The 15,332-nt window shown below is 40.7% G+C and carries 15 protein-coding genes; 4 read left to right on the forward strand and 11 right to left on the reverse strand.

The features are described 5' to 3' along the window. Both ACJ9PY_RS21150 and ACJ9PY_RS21155 read right to left on the reverse strand, forming a co-directional pair. Positions 1-915 carry a response regulator gene (locus tag ACJ9PY_RS21150; RefSeq protein WP_187050009.1) on the reverse strand — a complete coding sequence of 305 codons (915 nt, stop codon included), beginning with the start codon at positions 913-915 and terminating at the stop codon, positions 1-3. Further along, positions 912-2,183 (reverse strand): sensor histidine kinase, encoded by a 1,272-nt coding sequence (locus ACJ9PY_RS21155; RefSeq protein ID WP_411738924.1) that lies wholly within the window; start codon positions 2,181-2,183, stop codon positions 912-914. The genes ACJ9PY_RS21150 and ACJ9PY_RS21155 overlap by 4 nt, the downstream gene beginning before the upstream one ends. A gap of 205 nt (positions 2,184-2,388) precedes the next feature. Between ACJ9PY_RS21155 and ACJ9PY_RS21160 the strand changes: the two genes are divergently transcribed. Then, a complete protein-coding gene (locus tag ACJ9PY_RS21160) occupies positions 2,389-3,660 on the forward strand; it encodes a cation:dicarboxylate symporter family transporter (RefSeq protein ID WP_145504437.1) in 1,272 nt (423 codons plus the stop codon). Positions 3,661-4,033: 373 nt separating this feature from the next. On the opposite strand, the gene ACJ9PY_RS21165 is transcribed toward ACJ9PY_RS21160, so the two are convergent. Together ACJ9PY_RS21165 and ACJ9PY_RS21170 are read right to left on the reverse strand one after the other, a co-directional pair. Continuing rightward, positions 4,034-5,011 carry a 2-hydroxyacid dehydrogenase gene (locus ACJ9PY_RS21165; RefSeq protein ID WP_411740304.1) on the reverse strand — a complete coding sequence of 326 codons (978 nt, stop codon included), beginning with the start codon at positions 5,009-5,011 and terminating at the stop codon, positions 4,034-4,036. A 97-nt stretch (positions 5,012-5,108) separates the two neighbouring features. After that, a complete protein-coding gene (locus ACJ9PY_RS21170; RefSeq protein WP_411738925.1) occupies positions 5,109-6,422 on the reverse strand; it encodes an Nramp family divalent metal transporter in 1,314 nt (437 codons plus the stop codon). A 435-nt stretch (positions 6,423-6,857) separates the two neighbouring features. On the opposite strand from ACJ9PY_RS21170, the gene ACJ9PY_RS21175 reads away from it, so the two are divergent. Next, positions 6,858-7,118: a hypothetical protein gene (locus ACJ9PY_RS21175; RefSeq protein WP_057276994.1), complete on the forward strand. Its 261-nt coding sequence runs from the start codon at positions 6,858-6,860 to the stop codon at positions 7,116-7,118. Between the two features lie 193 nt (positions 7,119-7,311). Here the strand turns inward: ACJ9PY_RS21175 and ACJ9PY_RS21180 are convergent, their stop codons facing one another. From ACJ9PY_RS21180 to ACJ9PY_RS21205, 6 genes are all read right to left on the reverse strand, one after another. Further along, entirely contained in the window at positions 7,312-7,581 is a 270-nt protein-coding gene (locus ACJ9PY_RS21180; RefSeq protein ID WP_034304099.1) for an excalibur calcium-binding domain-containing protein, read from the reverse strand. 156 nt (positions 7,582-7,737) lie between these two features. Beyond that, positions 7,738-8,295 (reverse strand): competence protein ComK, encoded by a 558-nt coding sequence (locus ACJ9PY_RS21185; protein ID WP_034304100.1) that lies wholly within the window; start codon positions 8,293-8,295, stop codon positions 7,738-7,740. A gap of 155 nt (positions 8,296-8,450) precedes the next feature. Then, entirely contained in the window at positions 8,451-9,482 is a 1,032-nt protein-coding gene (locus ACJ9PY_RS21190) for a DNA sulfur modification protein DndB (RefSeq protein WP_411738926.1), read from the reverse strand. After that, positions 9,469-10,575 carry a DNA sulfur modification protein DndB gene (locus ACJ9PY_RS21195; RefSeq protein WP_411738927.1) on the reverse strand — a complete coding sequence of 369 codons (1,107 nt, stop codon included), beginning with the start codon at positions 10,573-10,575 and terminating at the stop codon, positions 9,469-9,471. Before ACJ9PY_RS21195 ends, ACJ9PY_RS21190 begins: the two co-directional genes overlap by 14 nt. Before the next feature lie 314 nt (positions 10,576-10,889). Further along, positions 10,890-11,201, reverse strand: coding sequence for a protealysin inhibitor emfourin (locus ACJ9PY_RS21200; RefSeq protein ID WP_411738928.1), 312 nt, complete (start codon positions 11,199-11,201; stop codon positions 10,890-10,892). A 32-nt stretch (positions 11,202-11,233) separates the two neighbouring features. Further along, a complete protein-coding gene (locus ACJ9PY_RS21205; protein WP_241635300.1) occupies positions 11,234-12,295 on the reverse strand; it encodes a M4 family metallopeptidase in 1,062 nt (353 codons plus the stop codon). Positions 12,296-12,646: 351 nt separating this feature from the next. Here ACJ9PY_RS21205 and ACJ9PY_RS21210 point away from each other — a divergent pair, with 351 nt between their 5' ends. Together ACJ9PY_RS21210 and ACJ9PY_RS21215 are read left to right on the forward strand one after the other, a co-directional pair. Further along, complete coding sequence (locus ACJ9PY_RS21210; RefSeq protein WP_063575249.1) at positions 12,647-13,990, forward strand: PepSY-associated TM helix domain-containing protein; 1,344 nt, start codon at positions 12,647-12,649, stop codon at positions 13,988-13,990. Between the two features lie 27 nt (positions 13,991-14,017). Beyond that, positions 14,018-14,488: a FixH family protein gene (locus ACJ9PY_RS21215; RefSeq protein ID WP_063575248.1), complete on the forward strand. Its 471-nt coding sequence runs from the start codon at positions 14,018-14,020 to the stop codon at positions 14,486-14,488. Between the two features lie 92 nt (positions 14,489-14,580). Here the strand turns inward: ACJ9PY_RS21215 and ACJ9PY_RS21220 are convergent, their stop codons facing one another. Next, complete coding sequence (locus ACJ9PY_RS21220) at positions 14,581-14,718, reverse strand: hypothetical protein (protein ID WP_176548547.1); 138 nt, start codon at positions 14,716-14,718, stop codon at positions 14,581-14,583. Positions 14,719-15,332 lie beyond the last annotated feature (614 nt).

The raw sequence follows: 15,332 nt of genomic DNA on the forward strand, positions 1-15,332 counted from the left end.
TTATTTCATCATCTGCCTTGCTTCCATAAACAGCACTTGGATAAATTTTTTCATATTATTCCGGCTCTGACTGCTTACTTTTTTGCTTTTGTCTTCTAGCTCCAGCATTTTTTTTCGGACTTCCGAGAAATCAAAAAATGTGGATGAATAGGCTTCGAATTTTGGATTCATATAATCCGTCAATCCTAATGAAGCGATATGGATGAGTGCCTGGTTAAGAGCGCGACGGACACGCTGCTCGGAAGCTTTCATTTCTTTCTGGATTTCGGCTTCTTTCGCTTGATCTCCCAGCTTTTCAGCAGCAATCCCAGCAAAAATCTCCTTTAAATATGGAAACGAGTAGGCAGGACCGAGTCTTTGCTTTTCATTTTGGAGGAATCCTAAAATGTTTAATAAATCCTCGCTTCCCCCTTCGCCAATCATACCTAAATCAGAAATTAAGGCCCGTCCGGCTTCCATGATATTTTTTGTATGAAAGGTTTTAGAAGACTTCGGGCGGTCCGTAAACACGTTCAACGACTTTTGAATGCCCTGGATCGATTGATCCACCAGTATTCGCTCGTTCACTTTGTTTAATATGCATGAAATTTCAACTTGGTTCAGCGGTTTTGTAATGTAGTATTCCGCTCCTAATCTATACGCCTCACCAATCATTTCTTTCGTTTCCACTTGCGAAATCATCACAAATCTTCCTTGAAATCCATCAGCAAGAGACCTGATTGTTTCAATTCCATCCCTTAATGGCATGAGCAAATCAATTAAGACAACGTCTGCTTTTTTTAAAAACAACAAGCCATTATTCACTAAAGCTCCGTCTTCTGCTTCTCCCACCACTTTGCCTAAATCTTCGTCTTCAATTATCTCTGTCAACATTCCTCGAATGGCAGGATCGTCATCTATAATGAAATAATTCATCTCGTTAGCCCTTTCTCCATAATAGCATCAATCGGAATTCCTACGATGAATACGGTTTCTTTATAGGTATCCATTAGCCTGATATGTCCTCCAAATTTTTCAACTGTTTGTTTCACATACGATAAGCCAATTCCCGTTGAAGGGTTTCCCGCCGCATCGAATTTCTTTGTATAACCTGCTGTAAAAATGATTTCCTTCTGCTTTGGCGCAATGCCGGGGCCATTATCACAGATGCAAAACTCCACGAATTGATCTTTCCTTTTCACATGCAGTGATACGTATCCTTCTTCTTCAATGGCTTCCACTGCATTGGCCAATAAATTATTTATTAATGATAATACCATATATACATGATAGTGGGGATGGTCATCATCTATATGCAAGGTAAATGTAATAACTTTGCCAAGGGACTCTGCATATCGTCTATTGGACACGATCATGATGTTACCAAGGTCTTCGATTTTCATATATTCCTGCAGGTTTTTGGATGACATAAGTTTCGAAAGCCCCGCATAAATCCTCTGGTTATCTTTTTTGATCTCATGTACGAGACCGGCAATCTGCAACGCAGTTTGCGCATCGCTTCCATTAGTCCCCCTTGTTTTTATCCGACGGTAAAAGTCATAACAAGTTCGGGTGATTTCTTCCGCATTTTGCATCGTTTTCTTCAGTTGAACCGATTCCTCATACAAACTTGAAATGAAAAGCAGCATTTGTTCCTTTTGGATGCGTTGCTCCGCTTCTGCGGATTTCGCTTCTCTCAGCTTTACTATATTAAAAAAGCCGAGAACGAAAAAGCTTCGAATAAAGGCGATTAAAACAAGTTGGTCAATGGCTAACAAGGGTGTGCCCTGATTCGCCAGGATGGATCGGATCGTCATCTCCGATACACTTGCAGAAAGCTCGATCAATACCCCTAAAAGCCCGATCATAAACGGCTGATCGTGCCGTTCGTTCAATTTCGTTTTATGAAAGGCCAACGCGTAAATGAAGTAGTAAAAAAAGGCGGGAACATGAAGATAGATCGCATCCTCAACGGATATGTCCCGTATCCCGACAGCCAGTGAAAAACGCAAAAAAAACACACTCACTCCCGTCACTATGCCTGCAATAATCGGGTGGATGCTCCTCCCCCATAGTAAAAACAAGAAGAAGACGGGGGTTCCCAAACTGACTCTGAATGTATCATCGAAGGGGTAAAACTTGAATTCGCCCGCAAGAGGCACCGCAATCATAATCAATAGCAATATCCTTATACTCTTTTTCAATACGGTCCCTCCCCAGTCATTATATTAAAAACATAACACATGAAAAGGGAAAAAAGTGAGAAGGGTTTGACTGAAATTATTATTTTTTATGGCCCTTGTAAGTATCCGTAGGATTCAGTAGGTTCCAGTAGGATGATCATAAACTTGAAATAATCTAAAAAATGAAAGCGCTAACAACAGAACGACTATCGAAGGAGGAATTCAAATGAAAAGGTTTGGCTTAGCTACTCAAATTTTTGTTGCACTTGTACTAGGTATCGTTGTCGGTGCTTTATTCCATGGTAATGAAACAGTCATGGCCATTTTGGTGCCTATCGGCGATATTTTCATTCATTTAATTAAAATGATTGTCATCCCGATCGTCATGGCTGCACTAGTCGTCTCCATAGCGGGAGTCGGCGATATAAAGAAACTGGGAAAATTAGGCGGGAAGACTCTTCTTTATTTTGAGATTGTCACCACAATTGCCATTGTTATTGGATTACTGGCGGCAAACTTGTTCCACCCAGGGTCTGGCTTAGATACAAGCAATCTTGAAAAAAGTGATATTTCAAAATATGAAGAAACGACAAATACCGCTGGCAGCAGTGGCTTTGGAGAAACAATTTCTCATATTGTTCCTTCAAATGTATTTGAATCAATGGCTCAAGCGGATTTATTACCGATTATCTTCTTTTCTGTTTTATTCGGCTTAGGTGTGGCTGCGATAGGAGAAAAAGGAAAGCCTATTCTTGGATTCTTTGAAGGTGTGTTGGAAGTAATGTTTTGGGTGACGAATCTAGTCATGAAATTTGCCCCCTTTGGTGTGTTTGCACTGATTGGTGTAACCGTTGCAAAATTCGGTATCGCAACATTAATTCCTTTAGGTAACCTAGTAATGGCTGTTTATGTGACGATGGTATTCTTTGTATTCGCCATTCTTGGAATTATAGCGAAAATGTCGGGGACAAGCATTTTTGTTATCCTGAAAGTGTTAAAGGATGAATTGATTTTGGCATTTACAACAGCAAGTTCAGAGTCGGTATTACCAAGGCTTATGGACAAAATGGAGAAGTTTGGCTGCCCGAAATCCATTACTTCTTTTGTTATTCCAACAGGCTATACGTTTAATCTAGACGGCTCATCGATTTATCAAGCACTTGCTTCACTTTTCGTGGCACAAATGTATGGTATAGATTTATCCATTACAGAACAGATCACTTTGTTACTCGTATTGATGTTAACGTCAAAAGGAATGGCTGGCGTTCCGGGTGCCTCATTTGTTGTTGTTTTAACAACACTTGGTTCTATGGGACTGCCGGTGGAAGGTGTTGCGTTCATTGCCGGTATCGACCGAATTTTGGATATGGGAAGATCAGCGGTTAATGTCATAGGGAACTCATTGGCGGCGATTGTCATGTCGAAATGGGAAGGGGAATTTGACCAGGATAAAGCAAACCATTACGTTGATTCAATTAAACAATCAGACGTAGCATAAACTTATAGAGGAGGAAATACGGTGTCAACAATCTAAATCATGACGATCGTATTAAGAAAGACTTCTAGGGATCAAAACAAGTACCAGTGCATGCATATATGTATCCAAACATTGCGTGCAGTCTCCGATTACAAGTTAGTCTTACGCGATGACAAACCCAGGTATTTCTTGTGCTGAACCGTTTGATAGATCGTAGTTTCCGATTTTGATGAAATGGCAGATGTGGTTGATGAATAACAAAAGTCTGGGGAATTGATATAAAAGCCCTCCTTTATGGGAGGGCTTTTTGTTTTGCAGGATGAGTAATAATAATAATCCGAAACAAAAAAATGGATAGCCCCAATTAAGGCTATCCAGCTTAATTTATAAAAGATCACTTCACCTTTACGCCAGCTTTAATCAACGTAGGCGGAGTTTCTCCCTGTAATCCGGCGACAAGGTTTGTTGCGGCCAGCATCGCCATTTTCAGGCGGGTTTCATATGTTGCGGAACCGATATGAGGCAGAGTGACGACATTCTTCATGGAAAGCAGCGGGTTGTCTTCCTGGACGGGCTCCTGTACAAAGACATCCAGTCCTGCCGCGTGAATTTCTCCGGTCTTTAGCGCATCGATCAACGCTTCTTCATCCACTGTTTTCCCTCTTGAACAATTGATGAAGATGGCGGACTCTTTCATGAGCTTGAATTCTTTTTCCCCCATCATCTTTTCGGTTTGAGGAGTCAGCGGTGTCATTAAGCAGACAAAATCAGATTGCTTTAACAGATCTTCCAGAGAACTGTATGTAGCTCCATACTTTTGTTCCGCGTCTTCGTTTCTGGATCTATTGTGATATAAGATGTTCATATCGAACCCAAAACGGGCCCTTTTTGAAACGGCAGATCCGATTCCTCCCATCCCGATAATGCCTAATACTTTATGATGGACGTCCAACCCAAACGATTTTTCTCCAATATTCGATGTCCATTGCCCTGACTTTACCATTTGATCCAACTCAGGCATTCTTCTCGCTGTGGAGAGCATCAAACCCATGATCGTATCGGCGACTGTCTCGTTCAATACCTCGGGAGTGTTCGTAGCCATGATTCCTCGATTGGACAACTCGGTTACATCCAAATTGTCGTAACCAACCGATGAATTACAGACGATTTTTAATTGCGGTGCTTGATCCAGTAAAGTTTTATCCACTTTTAATCCTGAACCTAATATACCTTGTGCGTTCTTCAGCTCCTGAAGAAATTCAGGATAGTTTTGTGAATCAAGACCCTCAAAATAAACGACATCACAAGTCTCTTGAATATAATCCAACACCTTTTGATCCACTTTCTTATAGACGATTACTTTCGGTTTCATCATTGATACCTCACTTCCAATAAAGTAGGACCCCATCGGGTTCGAATTCTGACATAACCTTTTTGTTTAACGCCTCTATCTATAATCTACCATTATTTCAAAAAAAGGTAGTAGCTAATTGAACGGCGGACCAAATCGCTAAAACGGAAGCTAACGTTAGAATAATATTTTCGAACCAATTGTTTTTATATTTTCCCATCAAGCTTTTTTTATTTGAAAGCACGAGCATGCCAATTGCGATTACCGGAAAGCCGATTATATTTATTGCATTTACGCCAATTGTCAATGCAATGAAACCAGGCATGCCGGGAATGGACCAAATAAGCGGCGTAACTAATACAAAAATCATAATCCATTTAAACATTGGATCTTTTTCATATTTACCATTGTATTTTTCGCGTCGGTTTTTATTTATTACGTAAAAGGCATCTACTATCAATCTTGGAAAACCAGTTGATTTCCCTACTATACTCGCGAACAATACTCCAAATACCCCAAGATAAAAAATGTACCAGCCAAATTGTCCTAACGACATTTGTAATGCCATTGCCAAGTCATCAATCGTTTCCACATGAATTCCATTCGGTTTTAAAATTTCTGCCCCAACCACCCAAATGGCTAAATTAATCACGATGCAAACTCCGATGGCAAACAGTAAGTCATTTCTTTGAACCTTGACATGACTCGGCTTCGTCCAGCCCTTTTCCTTCATGAAATATGGATGTACAAAGTTCGAAATCGATCCTGCCACTGCACCGATAATTGAAATCGCCACCAATAATGCTCCATGAACGCCAGTATCACTTGGAATGCTAAAACCAACCGTTCCTTTAATGATTTGCCCCACATCCGGTGTAGCTTGAATGGCCAGGAACAAGAAGGCAATGGTCAATAATGCCAAAAGCACTTTCATTACACTTTCAATTCTATTATAAATATTCCTGCCAATAAGCATAAACACTAATCCTACAACTACCATTGAAGCTAAGAACGGCTGATTGACATGGAAGAGTGTCGATAATACCTCTCCCGCTCCCTTAATCATATAGGCATTAAACAGGTGGCCCATGATTAATGCATAACCAAACATGAAATAACCGAAAATTGGGTGGATACGTCCATAGCCTTCAAGAATGGTTAAACCCTCTGTGTTACAAAGCTGGAACCGGGCAATAACATTAACGATAAGAAAACGAAGAATTAATGACAGAGCTAAAATCCACATTAAACTATATCCATAATCTGCACCAGCAACAGAAGAAGTCACCAGATCCCCGGCGCCAAGCCACGTTAACACGGCAAGAATTCCTGGACCATAAGCGGTTTTAAACTTCGTGAAGAAATTTGTTTTCTTACTTTCGACCTCCGGAGCAATCACAGTGGATTCAGCAAGATTTGATTGATTTTTCAAGTTATTCACTCCATTCCAAAGAGTATGTATTCGCTTTCATTTTTTCTAAAGCAATAATACTTAGATAACTCTAGACATTCAGATATTGAAATTATGACAGAACTTTACGTCATTTCCGGAATTGACATAAAGTTAACGCGCAGTATGTTGTCATGCTTCATGTTGAAGTGAATTAGCTCTTAAGTAAGTTCTCCTTCCATTTGATTGAATCTTTCGACTATTTACATTGAAATTGTAAGACAAATTAAAATGTAAGTCAATCATAATATTTAGAAGTTTTTTTAAAGCATAAAAAAGACCCTTCGTACTTGTTGATCATTCAAGAGAAATTGGCGTTGCTGCAAATTGAGGAAAACAGGATAAATAAAGGATAAAGTACAGCGTGCGAATAGATTCATGCCATCAGCGGATAATATAAGCGAAGGAGTGAAATATATGCCACAAGATAATAACAATGATCCAAATAATACTGCCGGGAACCTTGATGCTCGCAGAGACCCTAATAATGATAGTTTGAACCCTGGGTTTCAAAGAGAAGAACGTCCTATGCCTAATGGTAATATCCCAACAACAGAGGGTGTCGCAAATGTTAAAGAACGTTTTCCTTCTGACCATGAAAGACTTATGAGCAGAATCAATCTTGGGGATGCACTTATAAATCGGGAAAATACACATTTTGGACGGTTTGAAAGATAACCCACGAGAAAAAAGCTAAAAACCTGTTTAGGCTTTAGCTTCCATTTTTTTAGTTTTGTACAAAAATGAACTTTCCTCTCCAGGCACTTGCTTTCCGCAGGAGCCTCTCACACCCGCTCCAATCAATATGGAACACGTTTTATCTACAAAAATTCAAAGAGACCTTCCTATAAAAGGTCTCTTTGAATAATCCTTACTTTTCACAAGCGATAAAGTCTTTGTCGCGATCGCTTTTTTTATTGGCATCATAAAGCGCCTTTGAAACGTGAGGCTTGTATTTCGTTTTTCCTCCTTTATTTTTAACGGAGGATGTACGGGCTACGCCTCCTTTGTAGTCTTTATTCAATGCTGTACAGTTTTTATAAGTCTTCACCTTTGTTTTGGCACTGGCAACGTCATTTGCGCCAAACGAGAGACCTAAAACTAGTCCAAAAGATAGTAAAATAGCAAATATTCGTTTCAAAATACGTACTTCCTTACCTAAATATTAACTTTTTACTAATCATAATGTATCATTCCATTTTTTACAATAACTATTTTTCTGGATTTAAATAATACCCGCTCTTACTTAATCCATTCCTAAGAAAAGACCGCCAATTCAGCGGTCCCATAGATTATATTATTCCTTTCCCTTCACCCTGTAATGGACCTCCCCAGGTTCTTTGCAAAAGGTGATTCCGCTTCCCGGTTCGTAATAAAAGGTCTTTTTACCCAATGAGCGTTCATGGAAGGTCGTATGCAGATAGGCTGCTTGATCCCTTTTGAAGGCGAGCTGATTTTTGCTTAAGTTTACTGGTAAGCAATGACCGTAGTTTGTGTGGACCAGTGTTTCCTTTTCGTTCATTTCCTCTAAGTCACGAATGTGGATGTAGGAAAACCAGACTCCTCCTCTTTTCCGGAATGAGCGGGAGGAGAACCAGACCATCCCCAGTTGGGCATTTATGCAGACGGGCAGTCTGTATTTACCGCCCAGTACGGATTTGGCTGCTGCTAGTCCGCCATCCAGATCCAATCCAAAGTGGTTTAACGTATTATTCAGGATTTCCTGGCGCGGTTGCCTAACATGGAAAGTGCTATCTCCCTCCACTACCGTAGTCATCTCGACACCATTGGCGTCGTATCGCTCCATCATTCCTACCGTTTCCATATTCAATAAATAGTTTTTTCGTATCATCATTCCATTCACTCCCCATTTCACTATTCCTTTTTATGGAGTATACTGGACATAGAGGCAGGTATACTCCTGCTCGCAAGCCCTTAGGTGATTGTCTGACCGGACGTCCTCACCTAGGGGTTTTTCACTTTTTCATTATCACATTTCCCCTCACCTCCTCAACAGCTATACAGCCAGCGTACTAGCTCTTCGATATTGTTTTTATCTTTGCTTAGGTGAAATAATGGCGGCCGCCCTTTGTATGTTCCGTTAAACTCTTTCCAAATGGGATTTCCAGGGCTCCAGTCCACCTCTTTCAATTTTGACATTCTCGTGGCAATCAGCTGTTGTCTTTGTTCGATTGGCTGGTTTTCCATTTTGTCATTGACATAAAGGGCAACGGCAATGAAAAGCGGGTAACTGGCAAGCATGCATTTTGTGTAATCACCCATCTGTCCTGCCGGGTATATGTCGAATAGTTCATTAAGATAGAGATGAATGAGTGTGATGTATTCACTGTTCGATAGCGGACTTTGTGATACTTTCTCTTCGATGTTTACGTGTGCCTTCCCAGTCATGAAGATGCCGATGACCTGCCTCAATTGCGATAGCGATAAGAGGTTTTTATTGGCTGGACGATTGATGGAACGCTTTTCAAGTTCGACACCGGCTGTTTTTAGCGATTGATGGGTATGGAGCACCTGATTGGTAATGACGTTGAGGTTGTTTCGCGAGTCGAATGATATCCGTTTGGAAAGGGCCACTTTCTTGCCTTTTAGATTGAGATCCAGGTAGAGCTGGGATTCTTCCGCTCTTGTTAGCCCTTCAAATACTTGGATCGCAATCGAGCTGTCCTTCATGAGTGAATCCAGTTCGTATGCTAGTTTCACCTTTTCTTCACCCTTCTTTAACGCTTTAAGGATACTGTCCTCCAATTGCGCGAAAGCCGCTATTCGTTGTGTTCCGTCAATGATCGAAAGTTCGATAGGATTTCCATTAGGGGCTGCTCCTTCCCTGCTGCTGGCAACAAGTGGCGGCAGGTAGATATTTTTCGTTAACGCATTGTCCAAAAGATAGTTTTTGATTGATCGGACCCGCAGCTGGTTGATTTCCCTCGTGGCAATCTGACCGTTGCGATACATATGGACCAGCTCGATGATGGAGCAGGAAACCATCGTCCTTCTTTTCCGGTCCAATTCACCTAGAATCATTTAGCCATCCTCCTTCTTGTTCTATTTTTCGTTTGAACGCGAGAGCCGTTTTCTGGATGGCGTTTGTAGTCGAATGGTTTTTGACTCTTTTTTTCAAGGGGTCGTAAATGTGTGAATAAAGGGTATCATCATGCTTCCAAGTACAGGCTTTCTTCAAATGCAGCATATGATTTATTGCTTCTTCATAGGGGATTTCATGATGTTTTCGGAGTTGGTGGATCGTTTGGGCAAGGGCTATTTGAATGCCGGAATACCCTGATGTGAATGTAGTCCGGTCTGTCATCTTCTTCGGAAAGATTTCCAGCCATGACTCGAAAAACGCGGTCGCGGTGTTGATGATTTCGGCTTTGGTCATATCACCATAATTGGCTTTACCCGTTTTCGCGGTGACGTTTCCTTCAAATAAAGCAATAAGGCAGCGCCTCATGATCGTCAGCGTAGTCAGCGCCGTACATCTCACGGTGATCCTCGAAAGGGTGGCCTCTATCTCCAGCTTACTTTCTAATATCCTGGCAATGTTCCGTGTTAGTTCTGCATATTCATCGCGCTGGTCATACTTCATCACCAAGCCGTTATGCGGCTCTTTTCGCTTCGTATTAATATCATTGAATAGCTGTCTTTCTTCATGCGTTTCCAGATTTAAATAGATTTGAATCGTGACCGGATAGGTTTTCAACTTATCAATTTGGTTTTGGAGCTTTGCCGCTTCGGGAAAGTTTCCGATTTCTTCTTCCGTTTCCTTCCGTGCCCTTAGATGACTGATGGCTGAAATGAGGGCATAGGTCCTATGCTGCCCGTCAAGTATGTATATTTTACTTCCTGGTGGCAGTTCCCCGCCCACGGGCACTTCTTGGATCGCTCCCCTGCTCGAGAAGATGAATGGGGAAAAGTAAAAGTCCCCTTCCGATACAGAATCGATGATGAACTCCCTGATTTCAGTCCTTCGATTAAGATCAAGCTTTCTTTGAACCGCCTCATCGACTTCGAATATCGCCTCCAATGTCGAGAATTGAATCTGCGAGATTAATATTCTTTTCCCGAATTGAGTAAGGCTGTTTCCGGCTATCGTCACTTTCATTTCTTGATATGTCATTCACTTCACCTCTCTGCGACCATTATCCTATTTTATGCTTTTTTTGTAAAATCGCTCTTGTATGACCTCTTTCAAAATTGGTTCCCTTTTGTGACTGCTTTACCTGTTTGATTGGCTAACTCTTTACAAAATCTCATCAAAGGGCTATACTATCTAATTTCCGTTTCAAATTTGCTACTGCGGATCGCTATTTTGTGTCCATTTAGAGAACAAACAGCCAAAATCCAGATAAAAGTGAAACGAAATGACATTTTTGTGAAGTTTTACGACTCGTCAAAAAAAGTCTATCTGAATGATAGACTTTTTTGACGTGGTTATTCTGCCAGCTTTAGTTCAATTGCTAAATTCCGTAAATAATCCAATAAGGGCCGGACTTCCTCTGGAGCTGTTGTGTCTGTGAATGAGAAAGACTGCTTCTTCTTTTCAACGGCTATATCCAGCTTGTACGAAAACGAGTCGAACCCTTGCGTTTTTACCATTTTACTTTGGGTAGCATTATGAAGGTCAGCATGTTTCATTAAGTTCTGCAATTCCTCATACTTCTCTTTCGGCAATTCATCCGTATCTATTTCGAAATTCAAGTCGAGGTTGGCAAATCCCCCTATGCAGCTAAATTTGATATGCATGGTAGATGAAGCCTCCTATTCATGGAATATTTCTACTCAGGCAGTCCAACCGCTTTAAAAGCATTTTCAATTGTCTTGATGGCTGTTTTCGTAACATCACCGCTATCAACAAGTTTTTGCGCTGCCTTGATGACGATTTGCACGAATTGATTGAAATTCGCCGTCGCAAATAAATTCTGCATCGCATTGAACCAAATCAAGGCCGCTTTGTCCGTTCCAATTTCCATCGATACTAGATAAAAGGCCTTGTTTGGTATGCCGCTATTGATATGGACACCATGATTATCGCGTTCTCCCTTATAGAAGTTCTTCATATGATCAGGCTGAATATCCTTACCCATTAACTTATTGTCAAATGCCGTACCTGGTGCCTTCATCGAACGGAGTGCCTGCCCTTTCAGTGTCGGTCCCATTATATCAGCACCGATCAGCCAATCGGCATCTCCTGCAGTTTGCTTTAAGTGAAATTGTTTTATGGCAACTCCAAATACATCTGAAAGATGTTCGTTCAATGCCCCGGACTGACCTTCATACTCCAATCCACTTGTGAACTGCGTAACCCCATGTGTCAATTCATGCCCAATTACATCGAGTGAATTGGCAAAATTGCTAAAGATGACCCCATCGCCGTCACCAAACACCATTTCATCTCCGTCCCAATAAGCATTCGTGAATTTATTGCCATAATGAACGTTCAGAATGAGATCAAGACCTTGGTTATCAATTGAATTACGGTGCAAAACATCCTTGAAATAATCACGCACAACTCCGCTATAATCATATGCAGCGTTAACAATGGGATCTGCACTTGATCGGTCTCCTTCTTTCCTAGCCTCATTCTCCCGGAGTTTCGTTCCTCCCTTGCAATCGTAAACATGACGGGCAGATTCACCTTGACGTTCAGATCCTGCATCCGTCAGTGCGACAACACCGTCAATATCGTATTCTTTCAATATTCTGCGCCTGCGCATTTGACGGCTTTTCGCTAAACTGATCCGTGCTTCTTCCACTTCATTTTGTGCCATGTTCTCTAAGATATAGTTAGGTACGATGAAACACTGACACTTCAATTTGGAACAGCCTTTTTTATGCATATGCGTCACTCCTTCATGTTTTTTACGATCTATTATCATTTCGTTTCTCAAACCGTTCTTCATGCTCAATAGCCTGTTCATCTGATCCGTTCACATTTGCTGCTCATCCTATCTTCAACACATTTCTATAGACTACTTTCGCCGCAAGTACCTCATTTCCCTCCATTCCCCCCCACTGCTTGCTAACTCTTTCTCAGGAAGTTCACTCCTTAGTTACAGTTGTTCTTTTTAGTTGATATACTTAATTACTCTTTAACAAATACAAACTTCCTTTTTTTATAAATTTCATATTTTTCTCACAATTTTCTTTTATCATCTATATAGTGAATACGACTCGGAGGTTCTGTATAAATGGAAACTAAACAACCAAACACCTCTCTGTATAGAACAGTATGGAGATGGCATTTTTACGCTGGAATAATTTTTGCACCCTTACTTATTATTCTGGCAGTTACCGGCTCAATCTATTTATTTAAGCCGCAGATTGAACAAGTTCTTTATCAAGACTACCAAGGGGTTACACCGCTAGGAGATAGATTGCCGGCATCCCAGCAGATTGAGAATGTGAAGGAACTTTACCCTGATGCGGTGGTGACAAAATATCATCCCGGAGAAAATGCATCTCGTTCGAGCGAAGTAAGCATCACTTCTAATAAAGAGTCTCTTACGATTTTCATGGACCCGTATACTGGTAAATCTATTGGAGAGTTAAATGATGAAGACAGAATCATGGATAAAATCGAGGAAATTCATGGTGAACTGATGGCTGGCACCTTAGGAGATAGAATTGTAGAGTTAGCTGCGTGTTGGGCAGTTGTGTTAATTGTCTCTGGTCTTTATTTATGGTATCCCAAAAAGAAGCAAAGCCTTTCTGGTGTTCTTTTTCCAGGACTAAATAAAGGGAAACATATTTTCAGAAGAGATTTACATGCAGTACCTGCCTTTTGGATAACTGCAGGCATGTTATTTTTAATCATGACAGGATTGCCTTGGTCAGGTTTTTGGGGAAATAATTTTCAATTGTTAGCTACCAACTCCGGATCTGGGTACCCTCCTTCCATATGGACAGGAAGTGCTCCAACTTCCTCAATTAAGACAAAAGACATTGCAGATGTTCCCTGGGCAGCAGAAAATTTAGATGTACCACTCTCAGATATCCAAGGTTTTCTCCCACTTTCCATTGATGATGTAGTTACGATAGCCAATCGTGAAGGTATGCATCCAAGTTATAGCATTAATATTCCACAACAGACAGATGGCGTTTATACATTGTCAGCTTTTCCACCGAAAGCCCAAGATGAAGCGACCATTCATATTGACCAATATTCCGGTGCAGTTCTAGCTGATTATCGTTATGACCATTACGGTTTAATAGGGAAAATAGTTGCTTGGGGAATTACCTTGCACAAAGGGACTCAATTTGGTTTGATTAATCAAATCATCAGCCTTCTTATTTGTTTAGGAATCATGCTTGTTGCATGTAGCGGTTTTTATTTATGGTGGAAGCGAAAGCCGAAAAAAAGCTTAGGTGCACCAAAAGCTCCTCAAATAAAGAACATGAAACTCTTTCTATTTCTGTTAATAGGGCTTGGAATTTTGTTTCCATTGGTTGGTTTGTCCCTTATTGTTGTTTGGCTAATCGACTGGTTGATCATTAAAAGAATATCTGCAGTCAAAAAGTTTTTGAATGCCTAATTCAAAATGTAAAGGGTGGCTTTTGCCGTGAAAAAAAATATATGCATTTCTTTCATCTTTATTTTCAGCATATTGCTATGTGCATGTTCCCTTGAAAAGGATGTCACTGATCTATACAAAGAAGAAACACCTCTTGAAGCCGAAATAATTATACCAGCATCCTTTTCAGCTCATACACAGGAGACCATAAAGGCTGTGCTTACTCAAGGTGGTCAAATGGTTGAAAACGCAGATTTTGTTCATTTTGAGATATGGAAACAAGATGGCTCGCTCAAATATAGTATGGAACAGGCTGAGGAAGAGGGAAACGGTACTTATACTTTAAGTAAAAACTTTGATAGTGATGGCCTATATTATATAAAAGTACATGCTAGTAACGATGATTCAATCATTATGCCTCAAAAACAATTCATCGTTGGAAAACTGTCTGAAAGTGAATTGGAATTCTTGCAAAAAGGAATCCAAAAACAAGCAGAAAGTCATGAACATCATCATTAAAAGATTCATAACAAATCCGGTTTCAATTGAAATTCGGATTTGTTATGAATCTGAGAGAATGCATTTACAGTACTTCACCTTTCTTTATTAAATTATTCTGCTCGTGCTGCATATACTGCTTTAAACAAGGAATCTTCCTCGGAACATAAACGACCAGCTATTGGAGAGTGGATACCCCATACAGATGGGAATGGAAAGCTAACCGAAGCAGTTCCCTGTGAAGTTACCAATGCTATGCCCTCCCTTAAAATAGATAATAGGGTGGTTGGTACGGTTAATTTTCGCGGCAGACCCATTCCGATTAATGGATTTTGGAATGAAAACACCAAACAAATCGCATTTGATTCACCTTATGCCACATTCTCTGGCAACTTAACCATAATTGATGATCAACAGAGCAGAATTCGGCATTTCATTCTTCAAGGACGTTTTCTAATGAAGCCTCCCTCTCTGCAAGCAGGTGAGTCTGGATCGTGGATTGCCACTACAGATATAGCTCAGAATCAATTTCCTGTTAGCGGTAATGCGTATACCGGGTTGCCTCCTGTAGGAGCTTTTTTAACATCTGATTTCCTTCATCAGCACCAGAATTTTTTGGGAAGAACAATATAGGGTCATCCTTTTTTTGTAGAAAGGGTGTTTAACGTCTCTGGATTAGGGGCGATTCTTTTATTTAGATGCGCTGAAGTGAACGTAGGCAAGGAGGCATACAAGTGATTCCATTGTTCAGGGTCGCAGCACGTTGCTTCCCTGAGTTCAGTTGATCGCATTGCTTCCCCGTTTCGGTACCGTTTTGCCTATATATGAGATGGTTATTTTGGCTGATAACTTATGAATCCGTTAA

Origin of the sequence: Peribacillus sp. S4 (assembly GCF_046715815.1) — a bacterium.
Taxonomy (GTDB): Bacteria; Bacillota; Bacilli; order Bacillales; family DSM-1321; genus Peribacillus; species Peribacillus frigoritolerans.